The following is a 21,498-nucleotide window of genomic DNA, read 5'->3' as shown; positions in this document are numbered from 1 at the left end:
ATGACCAGTGCCGTCATCGTTTCCACCGCCCGCACCCCGCTCGCCAAGAGCTGGAAGGGTGCCTTCAACATGACGCACGGCGCCACCCTGGGCGGCCACGCGGTACAGCAGGCCGTGGCCCGCGCCGGCATCGACGGCGCGCTGGTGGACGACGTCATCATGGGCTGCGCCACGCCCGAGGGCGCCACCGGCTCGAACATCGCGCGCCAGATCGCGCTCAAGGCCGGCCTGCCCATCACGACCTCGGGCATGACCATCAACCGGTTTTGCTCGTCCGGCCTGCAGACCATCGCCACCGCCGCGCAGCGCATCATCGCCGGCGAGGGCGAGGTCTACGTGGCCGGCGGCGTCGAGAGCATCTCGTGCGTGCAGAACGAAGCCAACAAGCACATGCTCGTCGACCCGGCGCTCATGAAGCAGAAGCCCGAGATCTACTGGAACATGCTGCAGACGGCCGAGCAGGTCGCCAAGCGCTACAACATCGGCCGCGAGGCGATGGACGAATACGGCGCGCGCAGCCAGCAGCGCGCCACTGCCGCGCTGGAGGCGGGCAAGTTCAAGGACGAGATCGCCCCGATCACCGTGCTGGCCGGGGTGGCCGACCCGGTCATGGGCCTGCGCACCAAGGAAGTGACGGTCGAGAACGACGAAGGCATCCGCCCCGGCACGACGGTCGAAGGCATCAGCGGCATCCGCACGGCCATCCCCGGCGGGGTGATCGCGGCGGGCAACGCCAGCCAGTTCTCCGACGGCGCCGGCGCCTGCGTGGTGGTCGACGAGACCTTCGCCGAAAAGAACGGGCTCAAGCCGCTGGGCCGCTTCCTGGGCTTTGCCGTGGCCGGCTGCGAGCCCGACGAAATGGGCATTGGCCCGGTCTTCGCGATTCCGAAGGTGCTCAACAAGCTCGGCCTGAAGGTCGGAGACATCGACCTGTGGGAACTCAACGAAGCCTTCGCGGTGCAGGTGATCTATTGCCGCGACAAGCTGGGCCTGCCCGACGACCGCCTCAACGTCAACGGCGGCGCCATTGCGGTGGGCCATCCCTACGGCGTGAGCGGCCAGCGCCTGACCGGCCATGCGCTGATCGAAGGCAAGCGCCGCGGCGCGAAGAAGGTCGTCGTGACGATGTGCATCGGCGGCGGCATGGGCGCGGCCGGCGTTTTCGAAGTCCTGTGAACGAACGGCGGGCCTTCGCGGCCCGCTGATGCATTCAAGCCCCCGGGCGGCCGCGTGCCGCGCCGGGGGCTTTGTCTTCAGTGCCGCGCGCCGCCAGCCGCCGGGGCTTGCGCGAGGCCGTCGAGCCGGGCCATGACCTCGGCCGGCAGCGTCAGCGACGCAGCGGCGAGGTTCTGCCGCAGGTGGGCTGCGGACGACGTGCCCGGGATCAGCAGCAGGTTCGGCGACCGGTGCAGCAGCCACGCCAGCGCCGTCTGCATCGGCGTCACCTGCAACTGCCTCGCGATGGCGGTCAGTGCGTCCGACTGCAGCGGCGAGAAGCCGCCCAGCGGAAAGAACGGCACGTACGCGATGCCTTCGCCCGCGAGCCGGTCCACCAGGGCGTCGTCGCCGCGGTGGGCCAGGTTGTACTGGTTCTGGACACAGACGATCTCGCAGATCCGGCGGGCTTCGTCGACCTGCCGCGCCGTCACGTTGCTCAGGCCGATGTGCCGGATCAGGCCCTTGCGCTGCAGCTCGGCCAGCGCCGTCAACTGGGGCTCAAGCGAGCCCTCCGCCGGGCCATGGACGTCCAGCATGCTGCGCATGTTGACCACGTCGAGCACATCGAGGCCCAGGTGGCGAAGGTTGTCGTGGACCTGCTGCGTCAGCGCCTCGGCCGATTGCGCGGGCAGCCAGGAAGCGTCGTCGCCACGCCGCGCGCCCACCTTGGTGACGATCGTCAGGCCTTCGGGATAAGGATGCAGCGCCTGCCTGATGAGCTTGTTGGTGACATGCGGGCCGTAGAAATCGCTGGTGTCGATGTGGTCGACGCCGGCCTCCACCGCTTCGCGCAGGAGTGCGACCGCTGCTGGCGGATCCTTCGGTGGCCCGAACACGCCGGGGCCCGCCAGCTGCATGGCGCCGTAGCCGACGCGCTTGACGGTGCGCGAGCCGAGCCGGTAGCTGCCGGCGTTGCCCGCCTTCTGGAGATTGGTGTGCGTACTGTTCATCTGAAGACCTTGTGTCGGCTGCGGGGTGCAGCGCTTGGTTCACTGTAGGCGCCGGAGCGGCGTACGATAAGCCCATTCAATGTGCACGACCTGTACGAAATGGCGAACACTCCAATCCATGGGCCGGACGGCGCGCAGGCCACCGCTGGGCAGGTGGATCTGGCCGATCTGGCGGCCCTGCTGGCCGTCGCGCGTGCGGGCGGGTTTCGCGAAGCCTCCCGGCAGGCCGGACTCAGTGCGTCCGGCCTGAGCGAGGCCGTCCGGCGCCTCGAGGCGCGCCTGGGCGTTCGGCTGCTCCATCGAAGCACGCGCAGTGTTGCGCCGACCGAAGCTGGCGCGCGGATGCTGGACCGTCTCGGGCCGGCGCTGGCCGAGGTGCAGGCGGCGCTGGACGTGGTCAACAGCTTCCGCGACCGGCCCACGGGGACGCTGCGGCTCAACGTGCCGGCCAGCGTGGCGAGACTGGTGCTACCGGCCATCGTTCCGCCGTTCCTGAAGGCGTATCCGGACATCCGGCTCGACGTCGTCGTCGAGGAGAGCTTCGTGGACGTGCTGGCCGCCGGCTGCGACGCCGGCATCCGGTACGAGGAGCGCCTGGAGCAGGACATGATCGCCATGCCGATCGGCCCGCGCGTGCAGCGCACGGCCACCGCCGCGGCCCCGGCCTACCTGGCTGCGCACGGTCGGCCCGCGCATCCGCGCGACTTGCTGGGCCACGCCTGCATGCTGGGCCGCTTCCCGAGCGGGGTCATGCCCCTATGGCAGTTCGAGCGCGACGGTGAGCAGGTCGCCGTGGAGCCGAACGGACCGCTGGTCGTGCGCCTGGGCGGTGGCGTCGACCTGGCCATCGAGGCGGCGGTAGCCGGATGCGGCATCGTTCACATCTTCGAGGACTGGCTCAGGCCGTACCTGGACAGTGGGGCGCTCGTACCGGTTCTGGAAGACTGGTGGCCGTCGTTCAACGGGCCGTTCCTGTACTACCCGGGCCGTCGCTACCTGCCGGCGCCGCTGCGGGCCTTCGTCGAATTCGTCAAGTCAGGGCGATAGGCTGCGAGCCGGGGCGACGGCGCATGGCCGTTGCCTTCAGCCTACACGAAAGACACGATGTGTTTGTACTGCAGGAACAAACGCATATCATTCGCATTCGCGTGCCAGGTCGTGCCTTTGCATGTCCCTTGGCGGCGTCGGCCGCTGTGCCAGCCGTTCGCCGTATTCGAATCCGTCACCAAGAACCGATATGAACAGCCTTTCCGGAGGAGCGAGCGCGCCTGTGCGCTGGCGGCTCAAGCGCCTCAACTTCTGCCTCGCCATGGCGATCCCGTTGCTCGCGCATGCACAGGACGCCACCTTGCCGCCCGTGACCATCCAGGCGCCGGCCGAAACCGGCGCAACCGAGGGCACCGGCTCCTATGTTTCACGGCAGAGCGCCACCGCCACGCCCCTGAGCCTGAGCCCGCGCGAGACGCCGCAGTCGGTGTCGGTGATCACGCAGCAACGCATCGAGGACCAGGGCCTGCGCACCATCACCGACATCGTCAACAACACGACCGGCGTGTCGGTCAACCAGTACGAAACCAACCGCGCCCAGTTCGTCTCGCGCGGCTTCGAGATCAACACGCTGATGATCGACGGGGTGCCCACCACCTGGGACCAACCCTGGAGCTCCGGCGAGGTATTCACCAGCCTGGCGATGTACGACCACATCGAACTGGTGCGCGGCGCCACCGGCCTGACCAGCGGCGCGGGCGAGCCGTCCGGCGCCATCAACCTGGTGCGCAAGCGTGCCGATGCAACCCAGTTCCAGGGCAACCTCGAGCTGGAGGCCGGCTCCTGGAACCACAAGCGCGCCCTGATCGACCTGAACACGCCGGTCAACCAGGCCGGCACGGTGCGCGCACGCGTCGTTGGCGAGTTCGGCGACCAGGACAGCTGGGTCGACAACCTGTCGAACAAGAACCAGACGCTGTTCGCCACCGTCGAGGCCGACCTGACGCGCGACACGCTGCTGACCCTCGGCACGAGCTACCAGAAGAACAAGGCCAAGGGCCCGATGTGGGGCGGCTTGCCGGTGTGGTACGCCGACGGCTCCTTCACCGATTGGGACGTCTCCAAGACCAGCGCCGCCGACTGGACACACTGGAACACGACCTACCAGACCTATTTCGCGTCGCTGGAGCAGCGCTTTTCCAACGACTGGCGCATGCGCCTGAACTACACGCACGGCGAGCGCCACGCCGATTCCTACCTGCTGTATGCGTCCGGCGCGCCGGATGCATTCACCGGCGCCGGCATGGGCACGTTCGCCGGCTCGTACGACGTGAAGACGAAGCAGGACGACTTCGCCATCCGGCTCGATGGTGGCTTCGACGCGCTGGGCCGCAGGCATGACCTGGCGTTCGGCTACGTCGCCTCGCGGCAGGATTTCCACGCCGACAACCGCAATGCCACGCCGGCGGGCGGCATCATTGCGGACTTCAATGCCTGGGACGGGTTCGGCTACCCCGAGCCGCTGTGGTCGGCTCCCACGTTCTACGAGAAGAACAAGACAAGCCAGGACGCGGTGTATGGCGCGACCCGGCTGCATCTGGCCGATCCGTTCCGCCTGATCGTCGGCGCCCGGGTCACCAACTACGAGAAGTCGGGCAGCACCGCCTACGACAACCCTTACACGGTCAAGGCCAACGGCGAGGTGACGCCTTTCGTGGGCGCGACCTTCGACATCACGCCGCAGGTGTCGGCCTATGCCAACTACACCAGCATCTTCCTGCCGCAGAACGCGCGCGACATCAACGGCGACTACCTCGACCCGGTCGAGGGGGACAGCGCCGAGGCGGGCCTGAAGGCCGAATTCCTCGATCGCAAGGTCAATGCCTCGGCGGCCATCTTCCAGGTCAAGCAGAAGAACCTGGCGATCGCCACCACCGACACCATCGTCGGCATCGGGGGCCTGCCCGAGACCGTCTACCGCGCCGCCGACGGCGCCACCAGCAAGGGCTTCGAACTGGAGCTGAGCGGCCAGCTGGCGCCCGGCTGGAACCTCAGTGCCGGCTACAGCCAGTACACGCTGCGCGACGAGGACGGCACCGACGTCAACACCATCTACCCGCGCAAGCTGCTGCGGCTGTTCACCACCTACCGCCTGCCGGGCGCCATGAGCGGCCTGACGGTCGGCGGTGGTGTCAACTGGCAAAGCAGGACGTACACCACCGCCGTGAATCCGCTCGGCGTGGAACAGGACGTGGAGCAGGGCGCCTACTCGCTGGTCAGCCTGATGGCGCGCTACGAGTTCAACCCGAAACTGTCGCTCCAGCTGAACGTCGACAACGTGACCGACAAGAAGTACTACGGGATGTTCAACGCGTATAGCCAGATCAACTATGCGGAGCCACGCAGCGCCACGTTGACGATGAACTACCGCTTCTGAGCGGGAATATCATGGCCGGATGGACCGCCTCGCCGAACGGATGCGGACGCGAATCGCGCGGACCTTCGTGGGCCGCGAGACCGAGTTGGCGCTGTTCGCCGATTCCTTGGCGGCAGACCCGCCGGCATTTCCCATCATCCTCGTGCATGGTCCCGGCGGCATCGGCAAGACCACCTTCCTGGAGCGTGCTCGCGCCATGGCGGCAGGGCAGGGGATCGATTCCGTGCGCATCGACGCGCGCGACGTCGAGGCCTCCGTCCGCGGGCTGTCGCGGGCGTTGGCCGAGGCCTTCGGCGTCCCGGGGCACGGCACGGACCTGCGCCGGGTGCTCGCGCAGTGCGCCGCGGCCCCGCGCCGGCTGCTGGTAATCGATTCGTTCGAACATATCGAACATCTGGACGGCTGGCTGCGCGAGAGCTTCCTGGCCGACCTGCCCCCGTCGACACGCGTGCTGATCGCCGGCCGGAGCGTGCCCGACCCCGCCTGGCGCAGCCATCCGCTGTGGCGCGAGGCAGCACGCATCTTCGGCCTGCGCAATCTGGGAGCCGCCGAGTGCGCAAGCTACCTCGCGTCGCGGGGCATCGCACCCGACAGGCACGAGGCCATCACCCGCCTGACCCACGGACATCCGCTGGCGCTGGCGCTGGTGGCGGACGTGGTGTGCTCGTGCGCAGAGGTTCCCGAACACCTTGGGCGCGACGTGGTGCGCCAGCTGGCGCAGCTTTTCACCGCGCAGGCGCCGAGCGAACTGCATCGCCGCGCGCTCGAGGTATGCGCCCATGCCCGCGTGACGACCGGCCCGCTGCTCGCCGACACGGTCGATCGCGGCAGGGCGCGCGAGCTGTTCGACTGGCTGGCGTCACTGAGCGTCATCGAGTCGGGGCCGGCGGGGCTGTTCCCGCACGACCTGGTGCGCGAGGCCATCGACGACGAGCTCCGGTGGCGCGACCAGGAACGCCATCGTGCCATCCATGTCGCCGTCAAGACGCACCTGATCGAGCGAGCGCGCGAGGAGGCGCAGGCCGCAGAGCGCAGTTTCGACATTCTCTTCCTGCACCGGCATGCCGCCGCAATGCGACCCTTCGTCGATTTCAGGTCGCTCGGCAGCGTCTATTTCGAGCGCGGCGCGGCGAGCGACCTTCCGCTGCTGCTGGCGACGCTCGGGGCCGAGGTGCCCGCGACCCAGCACGCCGCGATCGCGCACTGGTGGACGCACCCTGCCTGCACCGGATGGGTGGTGCGGCCTGGCGCGGGCCAGATCGCGGCGGCGACGCTGTCGATCGACCTGGCGATGCTGGGCGCCGACGAGCGCGACGCCGATCCTGTCATGGCGGACGTCTGGCACCTGTTGCAGGACCTTGCGCCGCCGCGGTCCGGCGAGCGGCAGTTGCTGGCCCGATGGAACCTCGTGGCGGGCGGGCAGCTTCGCCCTTCGGCCGCGATGAACGGCCTGCAGATGTCGCAGTTCCACCAATGGCTGACGGTCAGCGGCCTGGCTGCGTACGTCATCTGTGCCGAGCATCCCGACCACTGGCAGCCGATGATGCGGCACATCGGCTTCGAGCGGATGGCGTCATGCGACCGGGTCGTCGACGGCGTGCCGACGGGATGCTATTGGCATGACTGGCGCGCAGTGCCGCTCGCGCGCTGGCTGGACGTGATGGTCGACCGCGAACTCGGACGCGAGCGGCCGATGGAGGACCCGGCCGCGATCGCACCTGCGGCTGCGCGTCTGGCCCGCCCCGACTTCGCACGCGCCGTGCGGGATGCGCTTCGGGCGCTCAACGACAGGGGCGCGCTGGCGGCCAGCCCCTTGACCGCATCCGCGCTCGTCCATGCCGGCAGGCAACCGGCCGAAGCCGCCGGCGACGCACTGCGGCGGCTGCTGGTCGAGGCAGTCGAGGCGCTGAAGACCCGGCCACGGGACGCCAAGTTCGGCCGTGCGCTCGAACTGACATACGTCCGGCCGGCCGGATCGCAGGAGCTCGTCGCCGAGCGGCTGGGCTTGCCGTTCGGTACCTACCGGTATCAATTGGCCACGGGCATCGACCGCGTCGCGCAAACCCTCTGGGCGCAAGAGACGGCCTGAGCCGCACAAGTGCTGCCCGGCACCGATTTTTCGACAGTTCTTCGGCTGGCGTTTCGGCATCCCCTGCGCCCATCCTCGGGCACCGCTTCACGAAAGGATGTCCGATGTCTCACCTCAATCTCACTGCGAGCGCGGCACCGGCAGGCCGGGCGATCGTCCTGGGCGCCAGCGTGGCCGGGCTGCTGGCGGCTCGCGTGCTGCAGGACCGGTTCCGGGAGGTCCTGGTGCTCGAGCGCGACACGCTCCCCGGCGATGCGCAGCAGCGCAAGGGCACGCCGCAGGCGCTGCATGCCCATGGCTTGCTGGCGCGCGGCAGGGAAGTGATCGAAATGCTGCTGCCGGGGTTCACCGCGTCGCTGGCCGCGCAGGGCGCCGTGGTTCGCGACCTGCTGGCCAACGGCCCGTTCGTCGCCTCGGGGCAGCGGTTCGCGCGCCGGGAATGTGGCCGAGCCGCAGTCGCGTGCAGCCGGTTGGCGATCGAGGCGGACGTCCGGCGCCGCGTGCGCGCACTGCCGGGCGTGCGGTTCGTCGAAGGTGTCGACGTCGCGCAGCCGTTGCTCGAAGGCTCGAGGGTGGCTGCGGTTCGCTGTCGCCACCGGGCGACCCAGGGCGACGAGGTCCTGGCCGCGGACCTCGTCGTCGACTGCACCGGGCGTGGATCGCGTGCGCCCGCCTGGCTGCAGGCATGGGGATTCGAGGCGCCGCAGGAGGAGCGCGTGCAGGTGGACATCGGATATGCCACGGCCTGCCTGCGGCGCGATCCGCACCAGGCGCCCGACATCGCGGCCCTGATCTTCGCCGCCACACGCGCCCAGCCGCGCCCCGGCGTGCTGCTGGCGCAGGAGCCGGTTGGCGACGGTCCGGCGCGCTGGATCGTGACGCTCGCCGGTTATGGCGGGGACGCGCCGGAGGCGAACATCGAAGCCATGCGCCGGCGTGCCGCGAGCATGGGCGACGCGGCGCTGGTCGATATCCTCGAAAACAGCGAACTGCTCGGGCCCGTCATTGCCTTCGGCTTCCCGCACAGCCAGCGGCGCCGCTTCGAACGGCTTCGTCGGTTTCCGGAAGGGTTCCTGGTGATGGGCGACGCGCTCGCCAGCTTCAATCCGGTCTACGGCCAGGGCATGACCGTCGCCGCATGCGAGGCGCTGGCGCTGCGCGCGGCCATCGAGCCGGGCATCGAAGGGGCGCATCGGCGGTACTTTCGCGCCGCGGCCAGCATCGTCGACGTGCCGTGGAACACGGCAGTAGCGAGCGACCTGGCGCTGCCGACAGTTCCGGGCAAGCGCACCCGCGCCGTCAGGTTCATCAACGGCTACCTCGCGCGGGTCCTGCGCGCCGCTCCGCACGACTGCGCGGTGGCGCTCGCCTTCACCGAGGTTGCGCACCTCGTCGCGGCGCCGCAGACCCTGTTTTCGCCGAACATCGTGGCGCGCGTCCTGTGGCATTCGCGCGCAAGGCAAATGGCCGGCGGAAGGCCGATTCCCCGCGTGTCATGAAGGAGTCAGTGACAGTTCGCCGATTGCATTACATTGATCCGGTTTCGCCCGAGCCTGCCCCCGGCGGGCCCGCGGCGCTCGAAATCCCGAACGAACCGCTCGCGACCGGACATGACGCTTCGCAACACCCTCGATTTCCTCCTGTACGACTGGCTCGACGCCCCCACGCTTGCAGGGCGGGCGCGTTTTGCCGATCACTCCCGCGAGACCTTCGACGCCGTGCTCGACACCTGCGAGCGCATCGCCCGCGAGAAGTACGCGCCGCACAACCGCACGGTGGACACCGAGGAGCCGCGGTTCGACGGCGAGAAAGTCATATTGCCCAAGGCCACGCACGAGGCACACAAGGCCTTCGTCGAGTCCGGGATGATGAGCGCCGCGCAGGACTACGACATCGGCGGCATGCAGTTGCCCTACACGGTGCAGGCGGCGGCCAACAGCTTCTTCGCCATGGCCTCGGTCAGCATCGGCTCGAACATGCTCACCAGCGGCAATGCCAACCTGCTGATGGTGCATGGTACCGAGATGCAGAAGCAGGTCTTCGCACGCAACGAATTCGCCGGCCGCTGGGCCGGCACCATGTGTCTTTCGGAGCCGCAGGCCGGCTCGTCGCTGAGCGACGTGGCCACGCGCGCCGTGCCCGATGGCGAGGGCTTCGAGGCCGATCCGCTGGGGCCGCGCTACCGCCTCACCGGCAACAAGATGTGGATTTCCGCGGGCGACCATGAGCTGACCGAGAACATCGTGCACATCGTGCTGGCCAAGATTCCCGACGAGAACGGCAGGCTGGTCCCGGGAACGCGCGGCATTTCGCTGTTCATCGTGCCCAAGCGCATGGTCGACACGCAGGGCAACCTGACCGGCGAGCGCAACGACGTGGCGCTGGCGGGCCTGAACCACAAGCTGGGCTGGCGCGGCACCACCAACACGCTGCTGAACTTCGGCGAGGGCAAGTACCCGGTCGGCGGCAAGGCGGGCGCGGTCGGCTACCTGGTCGGCCAGCCGGGCAGGGGGCTGGCCTGCATGTTCCACATGATGAACGAGGCGCGCATCGGCGTCGGCACCGCGGCGACCATGCTGGGCATGGCAGGCTACTACGCCTCGCTCGAATACGCGAAGACCCGGCCGCAGGGCCGGCCGGTGGGCCCGGAAGGCAAGGACGCGTCCAGGCCGCAGGTGCGGATCATCGAGCATGCCGACGTGCGCCGCATGCTGCTGGCGCAGAAGGCGTACGCCGAGGGCGCGCTCGCGCTCGAGCTGTACTGCGCGCGGCTGGTCGACGAGCAGAGGACCGGCGAGGCCCGGGCTGCCGACGACGCCCGCCTGCTGCTGGAGGTGCTCACGCCGATCGCCAAGAGCTGGCCCAGCGAGTGGTGCCTGGAGGCCAACTCGCTGGCGATCCAGGTGCACGGCGGCTACGGCTACACGCGCGACTTTCCGGTGGAGCAATACTGGCGCGACAACCGCCTGAACATGATCCACGAGGGCACGCACGGCATCCAGGCGGCCGACCTGCTGGGCCGCAAGGTGCTCATGGAAGACGGCCGCGGCCTCACGCTGCTGGCCGACCGCATGCGCGAGACGATCGGGCGCTGCGGCGCAGAGCCACGCCTGGCCGGACATGCCGCCGCGCTCGGCCAGTGGCTCGAACGTGTCGCGGACGCCACGCGCAAGGCGTGGGCCACCGGCAACCCGCGCGATGCGCTCACCAACGCGGTGCCCTACATGCAGGCCTTCGGGCACCTGGTGCTGGCGTGGATCTGGCTCGACGTGGCTCAGCGTGCGCTGCAGCTCGACCCCGGCGGCGCCGCGCCCGCCACCGCCGGCCGGCTGGGCGCGGCCACCTATTTCTTCCACTACGAGCTGCCCAGGATCGACGCCTGGCTGCAGGTGGTCGAATCCCGCGACGCCACCTGTGTCGAGCTGCCCGAGGAGGCCTTCTGATGGCGCAGGGCAAGCGGCCGCACGCCGCGCTCGAGACGTGGATCTGGGTGCTGATCTACGGCGGCCTGTTCGCCCTGATACTGGGCCTGGCGACCGGCCGCGCCAGTCCGGCGCTGGGATGGGCCCTGGCGATCCCGGGTGTCCTGCTCGCGACCGTCGGCGTCGTGCTGATCTATGTACGCTCGCGCCTGAAGGATTCGCCCTGACGGGTGCGCGCCGGGTTTCTTCCGCGCCCGTTCCGCTCCCTCTTTTTTCCGATTCGTCCGATTTCCGTCCGGAGACATCCCTTATGACCACTCCCCGCAAAGTCCAGCAGCTGTTCGACCTGTCCGGCAAGACCGCGCTCATCACCGGCGGCTCGCGCGGACTGGGCCTGCAGATGGCCCATGCCCTGGGCGAGGCAGGCGCGCGCGTCATGCTCAGCTCGCGCAAGGCCGAAGACCTGGAGCAGGCCGTGGCCGAGCTGCAGGCGGCGAACATCGACGCGCGCTGGATCGCCGCCGACTGCGCCAAGGAGGAAGACACCCGCCGCCTGGCCGACGAGACGCTCGAGCGCATGGGCGCCGTGGATATCCTGGTCAACAATGCCGGCGCCAGCTGGGGCGCCCCGGCGGAAGACCACCCGGTGGCCGCCTGGGACAAGGTGCTCAACCTCAACGTGCGCGGCTACTTCATCCTGTCGCAGCAGATCGCGCGCGCCAGCATGATCCCGCGCAAGTCGGGCCGCATCATCAACATCGCGTCCATCGCCGGCCTGGGCGGCAACCCGGTCGAGATGAAGACCATCGCCTACAACACGTCCAAGGCCGCAGTGATCGGCTTCACCCAGACGCTGGCAGGCGAGTGGGGCCGCTACGGCATCAATGTCAACGCCATCTGCCCGGGCTTCTTCATGACCAAGATGGCCGCCGGCCTGATCAAGCAGATGGGCGAGGACAAGATGGCTGCGCATGCGCCGCTCGGCCGCCTGGGCGACGACGAAGACCTCAAGGGCATCACGCTGCTCTACGCCAGCGACGCCGGCAAGCACATCACCGGCCAGTGGATGGCGGTCGACGGCGGCGTCAGCGCCATCGTGGCCGGCTGAGCCGATGAGCGAACAGGACAACCCGGGCGCGCCGGCGCCGGTCGCGGACGCCGAGGCCCGTGCATTCACCCGCCGGATTCCCTTCGCGCGGCACCTGGGCATCGAACTGGTCGCCTTCGGCGGCGGCCAGTCGGAGCTTCACTACACCGCCAGGCCGGAGCATCTCAACACCTTCTCGGTCACGCACGGCGGCGCGTGCATGACGCTGCTCGACGTCACCCTGGCATCGGCGGCGCGCAGCGTCGCGCCCGAGATGGGGGTCGTCACCATCGAAATGAAGACCAGCTTCATGCAACCGTCGGTCGGCCCGCTGGTGGCGAAGGGGCGGCTGATGCACCGCACCGCCACCCTGGCCTTTACCGAAGGCACCATCTACGACGAACAGGGGCGCGCCTGCGCCCATGCCACCGGCACCTTCAAGTACGTCAAGCGCCGCCTGCCCACCGGGCCGGCCAGTGCCAACGAGGCGTTGCCGCCATCGACCGACTGAACCGCGCCCGTCATCGACTTCCAAAGGAGATTCCCATGCCCACCAACAAGCAACAACTGCTCGACAACCGCCCGACCGGCGAGGCCCAGGCCAGCAACTTCAAGCTGGTGACCGGCGAGACGCCGGCCCTGCAGGACAACCAGGTACTGGTGCGCCACCACTTCCTGAGCCTCGACCCGTACATGCGCGGGCGCATGAACGACTCCAAGAGCTACGCCCAGCCGCAGCCGCTCGGGCAGGTGATGCAGGGCGGCACGGCCGGCGAGGTGGTCGAGAGCCGGCATCCGAAATTCGCCGTGGGCGACAAGGTGGTGGGCTTCGGCGGCTGGCAGGAATACAGCGTCGTCGACGCGTCCCAGCCCGGCATGCTGCGCAAGGTGGACACCACGCACGTGCCGCTGTCGTACTACCTCGGCGCGGTCGGCATGCCGGGCGTGACCGCCTGGTACGGCCTGGTCAAGATCATTGCGCCCAAGGCCGGCGACACGCTGGTGGTCACCGCCGCCAGCGGCGCCGTGGGCAGCGCCTTCGGCGCGTTGGCCAAGGCGCGCGGCTGCCGTGTCGTGGGCATCGCCGGAGGCCCCGACAAGTGCAGGTACGTGACGGACGAGCTGGGCTTCGACGCATGCATCGACTATCGCCAGCATCCAGACGCCAAGGCCATGTCGCAGGCCTTGAAGGCAGCCTGCCCGAACGGCATCGACGGCTATTTCGAGAACGTCGGCGGCTACATCCTCGACGCCGTGCTCAGCCGCATGAATGCCTTCGGCCGGATCGCGCTGTGCGGAATGATCGCCGGCTACGACGGCCAGCCGCTGCCGCTGAGCAATCCCTCGCTCATCCTCATCAGCCGCCTGAAGATCGAAGGCTTCATCGTCAGCGAGCACATGGAGGTCTGGCCCGAGGCGCTGCAGGAGCTGGGCGGCCTGGCCGCTGCCGGCAAGCTGCGGCCGCGCGAGAGCATCGCGCAGGGCATCGAGGCGGCGCCGGAGGCGTTCCTGGGCCTGCTCAAGGGCAAGAACTTCGGCAAGCAGCTGGTCAAGCTCGTCTGAGCCGAGAGAAGATGCCCGTTCGCGCCGGCGCCTGGCCGCCGGACCGATCCCCCGACCGAGGAGCAACCCCGTGGCCGACCTGATCCTGCATCACTATCCGACCTCGCCGTTTGCCGAGAAGATCCGCACCGTGCTGGGCTTCAAGCAGCTGGCCTGGAAATCGGTGCTGATTCCGCCCGTGCTGCCCAAGCCCGACGTGGTGGCCCTGACCGGCGGCTACCGGCGCACGCCCGTGCTGCAGATCGGCGCGGACATCTACTGCGACACCGCGCTCATCTGCGACGTGCTCGAGCACATCGCGCCGGTGCCGGCGCTGTACCCGCCACTGCACAAGGGCATGGCGCGCACGCTCGCGCAGTGGGGTGACACCACGCTGTTCTGGACGTCCATGGCGTACAACTTCCAGCCCAAGGGACTGGCCGACCTGTTCGGCGCGGCCCCGGAACTGGGCAAGGCGTTCGCCGACGACCGGCGCGCCATGAGCACCAACATGACGCGCCTGCGGCCGCAGGACGCCACCGGCGCCTACAAGTCCTACCTGCGGCGCGTCTCCGAGACGCTGGGCAGCCAGGACTTCGTCATGGGCGAGGTGCCCACGCTGGCCGACTTCTCGCTCTATCACCCCCTGTGGTTCACACGGGTGCGCACGCCGTCGCTGGCCGGCATCCTCGAGCTGACCCCCGCGGTGCTGCAGTGGATGGACCGCATGGCGGCCCTCGGGCACGGCACGCCCGAGAAGTTCGACGCCGAGTCGGCGATCCAGCGGGCCGCGTCGTCCGTGCCGGCGTCCCTGCTCACCGACAGCACCTTCCAGGACGATCACGGCATCGCGCTCGGCGCCCGCGTGACCATCGCCGCCGAGAGCTTCGGGGCCGAGACCACCGAGGGCGAACTGGTGGCGGCGACCCGCACGCACTTCACGCTGCGCCGCGAGGATGCGCGCGCCGGGACGGTGCAGGTGCATTTCCCGCGCATCGGCTACGTATTGAAGAAAGTGGAGACACCCGCATGATTTCGGATTTCATGGGCAAGACCGCGGTGCTGACCGGCGCCGGCTCCGGCTTCGGCCTGGAATGCGCGCGCATCGGCGCCGCGCGCGGCATGAACCTGGTGCTGGTCGACGTGCAGCAGGACGCGCTGGACGCGGCCCGCGCGGAGATGGAAGCGGCCGGCGTCCAGGTGCTGGCGCGCAAGGTCGACGTGTCCGATGCCGGCCAGATGGAAAGCCTGGCCGCGGCGGTGAAGGAGCGCTTCGGCGCGCCGAACTTCGTGTTCAACAATGCCGGCGTCGGCTCCGGCGGCCTGGTGTGGGAAAACACCGTGGCCGACTGGAACTGGGTCCTCGGCGTGGACCTGTGGGGCGTTATCCACGGCGTGCGGCTGTTCGTGCCGATGATGCTCGAGGCCGCCGCCAGCGACCCGCAGTGGCGCGGCCACGTGACCAACACGGCCAGCATGGCGGGGCTGCTGACGCCGCCCAACATGGGCATCTACAACACCGCCAAGGCCGCCGTGGTCAGCCTGACCGAGACCATGTACCAGGACCTGCGCCTGGTCACCGACCAGATCGGTGCCAGCCTGCTGTGCCCGTACTTCGTGCCCACCGGCATCGCCGCCAGCGATCGCAACCGCCCCGGCGCGCTGGCTGACGAGAAGCCTACGCGCAGCCAGCTGATCGGCAAGGCGATGAGCGAGAAGGCCGTCGGCAGCGGCAAGGTGACGGCCGTCGAAGTGGCGCAGAACGTGTTCCGCGCCATCGAGTCCGACCAGTTCTACGTCTACAGCCACCCGAAGGCGCTGGGCAACGTGCGCAGCCGCATGGAAGGCATCGTCGCCGGCACCAACCCGGCCGACCCGTTCCTGGAGCGCCCCGAGATCGGGCAAAAACTGCGCACCGCGCTGCGCGCCGGCTGAGTCCGGCGGGCGGGCCGCCGGCGTCCGGCGGCGGCGCGTTCTGCGCCTACGCGCGCGCGGCGCGGAATCGGTTAGGGTTACGGGCCATGGAGGAAGTCCCGGACCTCATTGCATGCGAAGGATGCGACGCGATCTACCCGCGGGCGCAGCTGCGCCCGCACGAGGCGGCCTCGTGCCGGCGCTGCGGCACCCCGCTGGCGCGCTATTGGGGGCGCATGCACGAGCGCATGCTGCCGCTGACGGTCGCCTGCCTCATCCTCTTCTTCATCGCCAACGCCTTCCCCATCGTCCGGATCGAGCTGCGCGGCCTGCACAGCGAGACCACCCTCGTCGGGGCGGTGCTCACGCTCGCCCGCGAAGGCATGTCGGAGGTGGGCCTGCTGGTGCTGCTCACCACGCTGCTGTTCCCGCTGGTGCAACTGTGCGTGCTGCTCTACCTCCTGCTGCCGATCACGCTGCGCAACCAGCCGCCGCTGGGCTTTGCCATCCTGGTGCGCGCGATGCAGGCCATGCGGCCGTGGGGAATGATCGAGGTCTTCCTGCTCGGCGTGCTGGTGGCGATCGTCAAGCTCTCGGGCATGGCGCACGTCATTCCCGGCGCCGCGCTGTGGTCCTTCGTCGGCCTGACCGTGCTGCTCACGGCCGTGCTGTCGTTCGAGCCGCAGGCCTTCTGGCGGCTGACATTCGGGCGCAAGGGAGAGGCCCGGCCGTGAGTGCGCAGCCGCGCGAGCCACGCTATCGCACCGCAGCCCAGAGCGGCCTGCTGTCCTGCCACCACTGCGGCACCGTCTGGCGCGGCGCGTCCTCGGGCCAGGCCTGCGCGCGCTGCGGAACCCGGCTGCACCAGCGCAAGCCCGACAGCCTGCGCCGGACCTGGGCGCTTCTCGTGGCCGCAGCGATCCTCTACGTGCCGGCGAACCTGCTGCCGGTGATGATCACGCATTCCTTCTTCGGCACGCAGTACGACACGATCATGAGCGGGATCGTCTATTTCTGGGTGACCGGCGCCTGGGGCCTGGCGGCCATCATCTTCGTGGCCAGCTTCCTGGTGCCTCTGTTCAAGCTGGCGGTGCTCGCCTTGCTCGCGGGCACCGCCGGACGCCACAGCCGCTGGCGGCGCGAAGACCGCGCCAAGCTGCATCGCATCATCGAATTCATCGGCCGCTGGTCCATGCTGGACGTGTTCGTCGTCTCGCTCCTGACCGGGTTGGTCCAGATCCACGGGTTTGCCGAGATCACCGCGGGCGTGGGCATCGCCGCCTTCGCCGGCGTGGTGGTGCTGACCATGCTGGCCTCGCTCAGCTTCGACCCCCGCCTGACCTGGGACGATGCCCCGGTTCCCGAGCCGGAAGCGCCGCGCCGCGCACCGGCCGCCTTGCCCCGAACCCCCTATGAGCTCTGACACCAACGCTGCACCACCTTCGCCGCCGCCTGCGCCGGAAGACCTTCCCGAGCCGGTGATCGAGCGCCGGCGCAGCTGGCTGCCGTCGCTGATCTGGGTGATCCCGATCGTGGCCGCACTGGTCGGCCTGTTCCTGGTCGCCAAGATCCTGCGCGAGCGGGGCCCGGAGATCGAGATCACCTTTCTCACGGCCGAGGGGCTGGAGGCCGGCAAGACCGCCGTCAAGTACAAGGACGTGGAAATCGGCACCGTGCACTCGATCCGCCTGACGCGCGACCGCCTGGGCGTGCGTGTGGGCGTCCAGCTCAAGAAGGAGGCCGAGGGCTTCGCGGCGACCGATTCGCGCTTCTGGGTGGTGCGTCCGCGGCTCGGCAGCACGGGCGTCTCCGGCCTCGGTACGCTGCTGTCGGGTGCCTACATCGGCGCCGATGCCGGCGAATCGGAGGAGACCGCCAGCGAGTTCGTGGGACTGGAGCAGCCGCCCATCGTCACCCGTGGCACGAGCGGCCGCCAGTTCGTGCTGCGTGCCAAGGACGCGGGCTCGGTGGACATCGGCTCGCCGGTGTTCTTCCGCCGCATCAACGTCGGCCAGGTCGCTTCGTACAACCTCGACGAGGACGGCAAGGGCGTCACGCTGCGCGTGTTCATCAAGACGCCGTACGACAAGTTCGTGGGCGTCAATTCGCGCTTCTGGCATGCCAGCGGCGTCGACGTGCAGCTCAATGCCAATGGCCTGTCGCTGCGCACCCAGGCGCTGGCGACCATCCTGCTGGGCGGTATCGCCTTCGAGGCACCCGACGGCGATACCGGTCCCCCGGCCGTCGAGGACACGGAGTTCGCGCTCGCGGCCGACGAGACCTCGGCCCTGCGTCCGCCCGACGGCGAGGCGCACACCTTGCTGATGCACTTCAACCAGTCGCTGCGCGGCCTGCAGCCCGGCGCGCCGATCGACTTCCGCGGCATCGTGATCGGCGAGGTCAAGTCCATCGGCGTGGAGTTCGACCGGGAGAAGCGCCAGTTCCGCATGCCGGTGTACGCCGAGGTGTATCCGGAGCGATTGCGCCGTCACGCGCGCGAGACCGCCGAAGACGCCAAGTGGACGCCCGAGCAGCGCATGCAGTTCCTGATCAGCCGCGGGCTGCGCGCCCAGTTGCGCACCGGCAGCCTGCTGACAGGCCAGCTCTACGTGGCGCTCGACTTCTTCCCGAAGGAGCCGAAGGTGCAGGTCGACATGACCAAGGACTCGCTTGAGCTTCCGACGGTGCCCAACAGCCTGGACGACATCCAGACCCAGGTGCAGGAGATCGCCACCAAGATCAACAAGGTGCCGTTCGAGGAAATCGGCCAGGACGCGCGCAAGGCGCTGGCCTCGCTCAACCGCACCATGGTCCAGGTCGAGGGCCTGGGCCGCACCCTCAACAAGGACATCTCGCCCGAACTGCTGGCGGCCATGAAGGACGTGCGTCGCACGCTCGACACCGCCCAGCGCACCATCGGCAGCGATTCGCCACTGCAGCAGGACATGCGCCAGACGCTGCAGGAGCTCAGCCGTGCCGCCAGCTCGCTGCGCGTGCTCACCGACTACCTCGAGCAGCACCCCGAGTCGCTGCTGCGCGGCAAGCCGGAGGACCTGAAGAAATGACACCAAGCCATTCGTTGTCCAACCGCCCGGTCGGCGCCGGCAGGCGGGCGTCGTCGCCGAGCCGGCGGCCGTGGGCCTTGGCCGCGGCCACGCTCGGCGCGCTGCTGGCGCTCGGCGGCTGCGCCGGCTCGGGACCGCCCGCCTACTTCACGCTGGCCGAGCCGGTTCCGCCGGCTGAGGTGCTCCGGGCGCCGGGGCAATCGCCGCTGGCGATCGAACTGGCGCCGCTCCAGATGCCCGAGCGCTGGGCGCGCCCGCAACTGGTGGTGCGCCAGGCCGGCGAGGCGCAGGGCAGGGCGCACATCCTCGAGACGGCGCGCTGGACCTCGACATTCGAGAGCGAATTGCGCGATGCGCTGTCTGCCGGTGTCGCCGGCAGACTGTCGGCGCTCGACCAGAGCCGCACGCCGGCCCCGCGCGGCCAGGTGGTGTACCGGGTGTCGGTGCAGATGGTCGATTTCGATGCCGAGCTCGGCGGCCAGGTGCGGGCGGCATTCAACTGGACGCTCCGGCGGGCCGACTCGGACGAACGGGCGCTGGCCTGCGGACTGGCCTTCAACCAGCCTGCGCCCGACGGCGTGGACGGCGTCGCACTGGCCACGCGGCGCATCAGCGGCCAGCTGGCCGCGGCGATCGCCCGGGGGATCGCTGCGCTGGCCGACAGCCGTCCCGCAACCGGCGCCGACGCCGGCTCGTGCCGTTGAACGGTCGTGGGCGCTTGCTGGCGCGGGCGGTTGCGGCCTCCCGCTGAGCTTTCCGGGCGGGCCCCGCGTGGACGTGACGCAACGGGCCGGGTTGCCGCGCCTTGCTGCTTGCACTTAAGCTTGCCTCCTGCCCGGCGCGGGGGACGCGCCACATGGAGGTCTGTCGCATGGCCACAGCACGTTCGATCGCATCGCTGACGCTGGGTTTCGGCCTGGTGTCGATTCCGGTGCGCCTGTATTCGGCCACCGAGTCGTCGGCCACCATCCACTTCAACCTGCTCGCGCGCGATGGCTCCCGGGTCAAGCAGCAGTACGTGTCGGAGCGCGACGGCGCGGTGGTGTCGCGCGCCGAGATGGTCAAGGGCTACGAATTCGAGAAGGACCGCTACGTCATCTTCCAGCCCGAGGAACTCAAGGCACTGGAAAGCGGCGCCAGCCACGCGGTCGACATCGTGGCCTTCATCCCGCAACAGGTGGTCGATCCGATCTACTACGACAAGGCCTACCTGCTGGCGCCGGACAAGCGCGGCGGCAAGTCCTACAACCTGCTCAAGGCGGCCATGCTCGAGAGCGGCCGCTGCGCGCTGGCGCGCTGGGCCTGGAAAGGCAAGCAATACGTGGTGCAGGTGCGCGCCACCGACGACGGGCTGGTGCTGCAGCAACTGTTCTATGCCGACGAGGTGCGCTCGCTCAAGGACCTGGACATCGAGCAGGCCGATCCTTCGGCCGCCGAACTGAAGCTCGCGCTGCAGCTGATCGACCAGATTGCCGCCGACTCCTACGAGCCGACGGAGTATCAGGACGAGGAGAAGAAGCGCATCCTGGCCGCCATCGACGCGAAGATCGCCGGCCAGGAAGTGGTGGCCCACGAAGCCGCCGACGAACGCGGCGGGGCCGAGGTGATCGACCTGACCGAGATGCTGCGTGCCAGCCTCTCGCGGGCCGGCAAGGGCGCTGCGCCGGTGAAGGCGCAACGCGGCGACGCCGCTGCGGCCGCGCCGGCCGTCGGCAAAGGCGCCAAGCGTGCACCGCGCTCGCAATCGAAGGCGCCGCCCGCGGTGGCGCGAGCCGGCGCACGCATGAAAAAGTGACGACCGCCACGGCCGCGCTCGACAGCACCCATCCCTATACCCTGCGCGGCATCATGCAGATGCTGGGCCTGTCGCGGCATGCCGTGCAGGGCCTGGTCGACATGGGCTTCGTCCGGCCCGAGCGCTCGCCCGGACCCGGGCGCCCCTGGCGGTTCTCGTTTCGCGACGTGGTCCTGCTGCGAACGGCGCAGGAGCTGCGTGCCGCGCGCATACCGACGCGGCAATTGCTGCGCGCACTGCGCCGCCTCCACAAGGCGCTGCCGCACGCCGTCCCGGCCGGTGCGCTGCGCATCCAGGCCGTCGGCGACCGCGTGGCTGTGCGCTGGGGCGGCACGCAATGGGATGCGGAATCGGGGCAACTGCTGATGGATTTCAGTGCGGCGGCCGCGCCTGCCGCGGCCAGCGTGCTCGCGCTGGACGGGCGATCGCGCCGACGCCCGCCTTCCGCGGCGCCGGAACCCCTCTCATCTGCCGCCGACGATGCCGCGGCACTCTACGCCCAGGCGGAGGCCCTGGAGGAGCCGGACCCGGCCGCGGCCGAGCGCCTGTACTGGCGCGTGGTGCGCCTGGCGCCGCGCCATGCGGACGCCTATGCCAACCTGGCTTTCCTGCTGTGCGAGGCGGGCCGCTTCGCCGAAGCGCTGGCGGTGTGCGCACAGGGCGCGGCGTGCTGCCCGGTCGCCCCGCTGATCCAGTACAACCGCGCCGTCGCACTGGAGGCGCTCGGGCGGGTCGACGATGCCATCGCCGGCTACCAGGCGAGCCTGGCGCTCGATGCATCCCTGGCCGATGCGCACCAGAACCTCGCGCTGCTGTACGAACGCCGGGGCGACAAGCAGCGTGCGATCCGGCACTTCAATGCGTTTCGCCGGCTGGCGCCGCACGCTTGAAATCCTTCGATGCCTCCCATGCGCGCCAAGCGGCTATTCTTATGACCTTCGTAACCTGCCGGGGAAACCTGTAGGGTTGCCATCGGTGTGATCTGGAGACTG

Annotated in this window: 19 protein-coding genes; 18 read left to right on the top strand and 1 reads right to left on the bottom strand. The window is 69.4% G+C overall.

All coding sequences use genetic code 11. From position 1 onward, the window contains the following. Nucleotides 1-1,176 (top strand): acetyl-CoA C-acyltransferase, encoded by a 1,176-nt coding sequence (locus VES41_RS22000; RefSeq protein WP_324821492.1) that lies wholly within the window; start codon nt 1-3, stop codon nt 1,174-1,176. Nucleotides 1,177-1,253: 77 nt separating this feature from the next. Here the strand turns inward: VES41_RS22000 and VES41_RS21995 are convergent, their stop codons facing one another. After that, nucleotides 1,254-2,168, bottom strand: coding sequence for an aldo/keto reductase family oxidoreductase (locus VES41_RS21995; protein ID WP_324821490.1), 915 nt, complete (start codon nt 2,166-2,168; stop codon nt 1,254-1,256). A gap of 99 nt (nt 2,169-2,267) precedes the next feature. Here VES41_RS21995 and VES41_RS21990 point away from each other — a divergent pair, with 99 nt between their 5' ends. From VES41_RS21990 to VES41_RS21910, 17 genes are all read left to right on the top strand, one after another. After that, nucleotides 2,268-3,215 carry a LysR substrate-binding domain-containing protein gene (locus tag VES41_RS21990; RefSeq protein ID WP_324821488.1) on the top strand — a complete coding sequence of 316 codons (948 nt, stop codon included), beginning with the start codon at nt 2,268-2,270 and terminating at the stop codon, nt 3,213-3,215. A 190-nt stretch (nt 3,216-3,405) separates the two neighbouring features. Further along, nucleotides 3,406-5,592: a TonB-dependent siderophore receptor gene (locus VES41_RS21985; protein ID WP_324821486.1), complete on the top strand. Its 2,187-nt coding sequence runs from the start codon at nt 3,406-3,408 to the stop codon at nt 5,590-5,592. Between the two features lie 40 nt (nt 5,593-5,632). Then, complete coding sequence (locus tag VES41_RS21980) at nt 5,633-7,681, top strand: ATP-binding protein (protein WP_324821484.1); 2,049 nt, start codon at nt 5,633-5,635, stop codon at nt 7,679-7,681. A 104-nt stretch (nt 7,682-7,785) separates the two neighbouring features. Continuing rightward, nucleotides 7,786-9,180: an NAD(P)/FAD-dependent oxidoreductase gene (locus VES41_RS21975; protein WP_324821482.1), complete on the top strand. Its 1,395-nt coding sequence runs from the start codon at nt 7,786-7,788 to the stop codon at nt 9,178-9,180. Nucleotides 9,181-9,291: 111 nt separating this feature from the next. Then, nucleotides 9,292-11,124 (top strand): acyl-CoA dehydrogenase, encoded by a 1,833-nt coding sequence (locus tag VES41_RS21970; RefSeq protein ID WP_324821480.1) that lies wholly within the window; start codon nt 9,292-9,294, stop codon nt 11,122-11,124. After that, nucleotides 11,124-11,330 carry a hypothetical protein gene (locus VES41_RS21965; protein ID WP_324821478.1) on the top strand — a complete coding sequence of 69 codons (207 nt, stop codon included), beginning with the start codon at nt 11,124-11,126 and terminating at the stop codon, nt 11,328-11,330. Before VES41_RS21970 ends, VES41_RS21965 begins: the two co-directional genes overlap by 1 nt. Before the next feature lie 83 nt (nt 11,331-11,413). Next, nucleotides 11,414-12,211 (top strand): SDR family oxidoreductase, encoded by a 798-nt coding sequence (locus VES41_RS21960; RefSeq protein ID WP_324821476.1) that lies wholly within the window; start codon nt 11,414-11,416, stop codon nt 12,209-12,211. Between the two features lie 4 nt (nt 12,212-12,215). Further along, nucleotides 12,216-12,701, top strand: a complete 486-nt coding sequence (locus VES41_RS21955; protein WP_324821474.1) for a PaaI family thioesterase — start codon at nt 12,216-12,218, stop codon at nt 12,699-12,701. A gap of 35 nt (nt 12,702-12,736) precedes the next feature. Next, on the top strand, nt 12,737-13,753 hold the full coding sequence (locus VES41_RS21950) for an NADP-dependent oxidoreductase (RefSeq protein ID WP_324821472.1): 1,017 nt from the start codon (nt 12,737-12,739) through the stop codon (nt 13,751-13,753). A 70-nt stretch (nt 13,754-13,823) separates the two neighbouring features. Beyond that, nucleotides 13,824-14,765 carry a glutathione S-transferase family protein gene (locus VES41_RS21945; RefSeq protein ID WP_324821470.1) on the top strand — a complete coding sequence of 314 codons (942 nt, stop codon included), beginning with the start codon at nt 13,824-13,826 and terminating at the stop codon, nt 14,763-14,765. Continuing rightward, nucleotides 14,762-15,667, top strand: coding sequence for an SDR family oxidoreductase (locus VES41_RS21940; protein ID WP_324821468.1), 906 nt, complete (start codon nt 14,762-14,764; stop codon nt 15,665-15,667). Before VES41_RS21945 ends, VES41_RS21940 begins: the two co-directional genes overlap by 4 nt. A gap of 86 nt (nt 15,668-15,753) precedes the next feature. Next, on the top strand, nt 15,754-16,380 hold the full coding sequence (locus tag VES41_RS21935) for a paraquat-inducible protein A (protein ID WP_324821466.1): 627 nt from the start codon (nt 15,754-15,756) through the stop codon (nt 16,378-16,380). Then, a complete protein-coding gene (locus VES41_RS21930; RefSeq protein ID WP_324821464.1) occupies nt 16,377-17,069 on the top strand; it encodes a paraquat-inducible protein A in 693 nt (230 codons plus the stop codon). Before VES41_RS21935 ends, VES41_RS21930 begins: the two co-directional genes overlap by 4 nt. Beyond that, nucleotides 17,059-18,711 (top strand): intermembrane transport protein PqiB, encoded by a 1,653-nt coding sequence (locus tag VES41_RS21925; RefSeq protein ID WP_324821462.1) that lies wholly within the window; start codon nt 17,059-17,061, stop codon nt 18,709-18,711. Before VES41_RS21930 ends, VES41_RS21925 begins: the two co-directional genes overlap by 11 nt. After that, the gene (locus tag VES41_RS21920) at nt 18,708-19,415 is read left to right on the top strand and encodes a PqiC family protein (RefSeq protein WP_324821460.1); all 708 of its coding nucleotides are present in this window, start codon (nt 18,708-18,710) and stop codon (nt 19,413-19,415) included. The genes VES41_RS21925 and VES41_RS21920 overlap by 4 nt, the downstream gene beginning before the upstream one ends. Before the next feature lie 167 nt (nt 19,416-19,582). Continuing rightward, nucleotides 19,583-20,506 carry a Ku protein gene (locus tag VES41_RS21915; RefSeq protein ID WP_324821458.1) on the top strand — a complete coding sequence of 308 codons (924 nt, stop codon included), beginning with the start codon at nt 19,583-19,585 and terminating at the stop codon, nt 20,504-20,506. Next, nucleotides 20,503-21,396 carry a tetratricopeptide repeat protein gene (locus VES41_RS21910; protein ID WP_324821456.1) on the top strand — a complete coding sequence of 298 codons (894 nt, stop codon included), beginning with the start codon at nt 20,503-20,505 and terminating at the stop codon, nt 21,394-21,396. Before VES41_RS21915 ends, VES41_RS21910 begins: the two co-directional genes overlap by 4 nt. Nucleotides 21,397-21,498: the final 102 nt, after the last annotated feature.

The sequence above is a fragment of the Variovorax sp. genome, from assembly GCF_035634955.1.
Classification (GTDB): domain Bacteria; phylum Pseudomonadota; class Gammaproteobacteria; order Burkholderiales; family Burkholderiaceae_C; genus Variovorax.
This window is presented reverse-complemented; position numbering and strand designations above follow the sequence as displayed.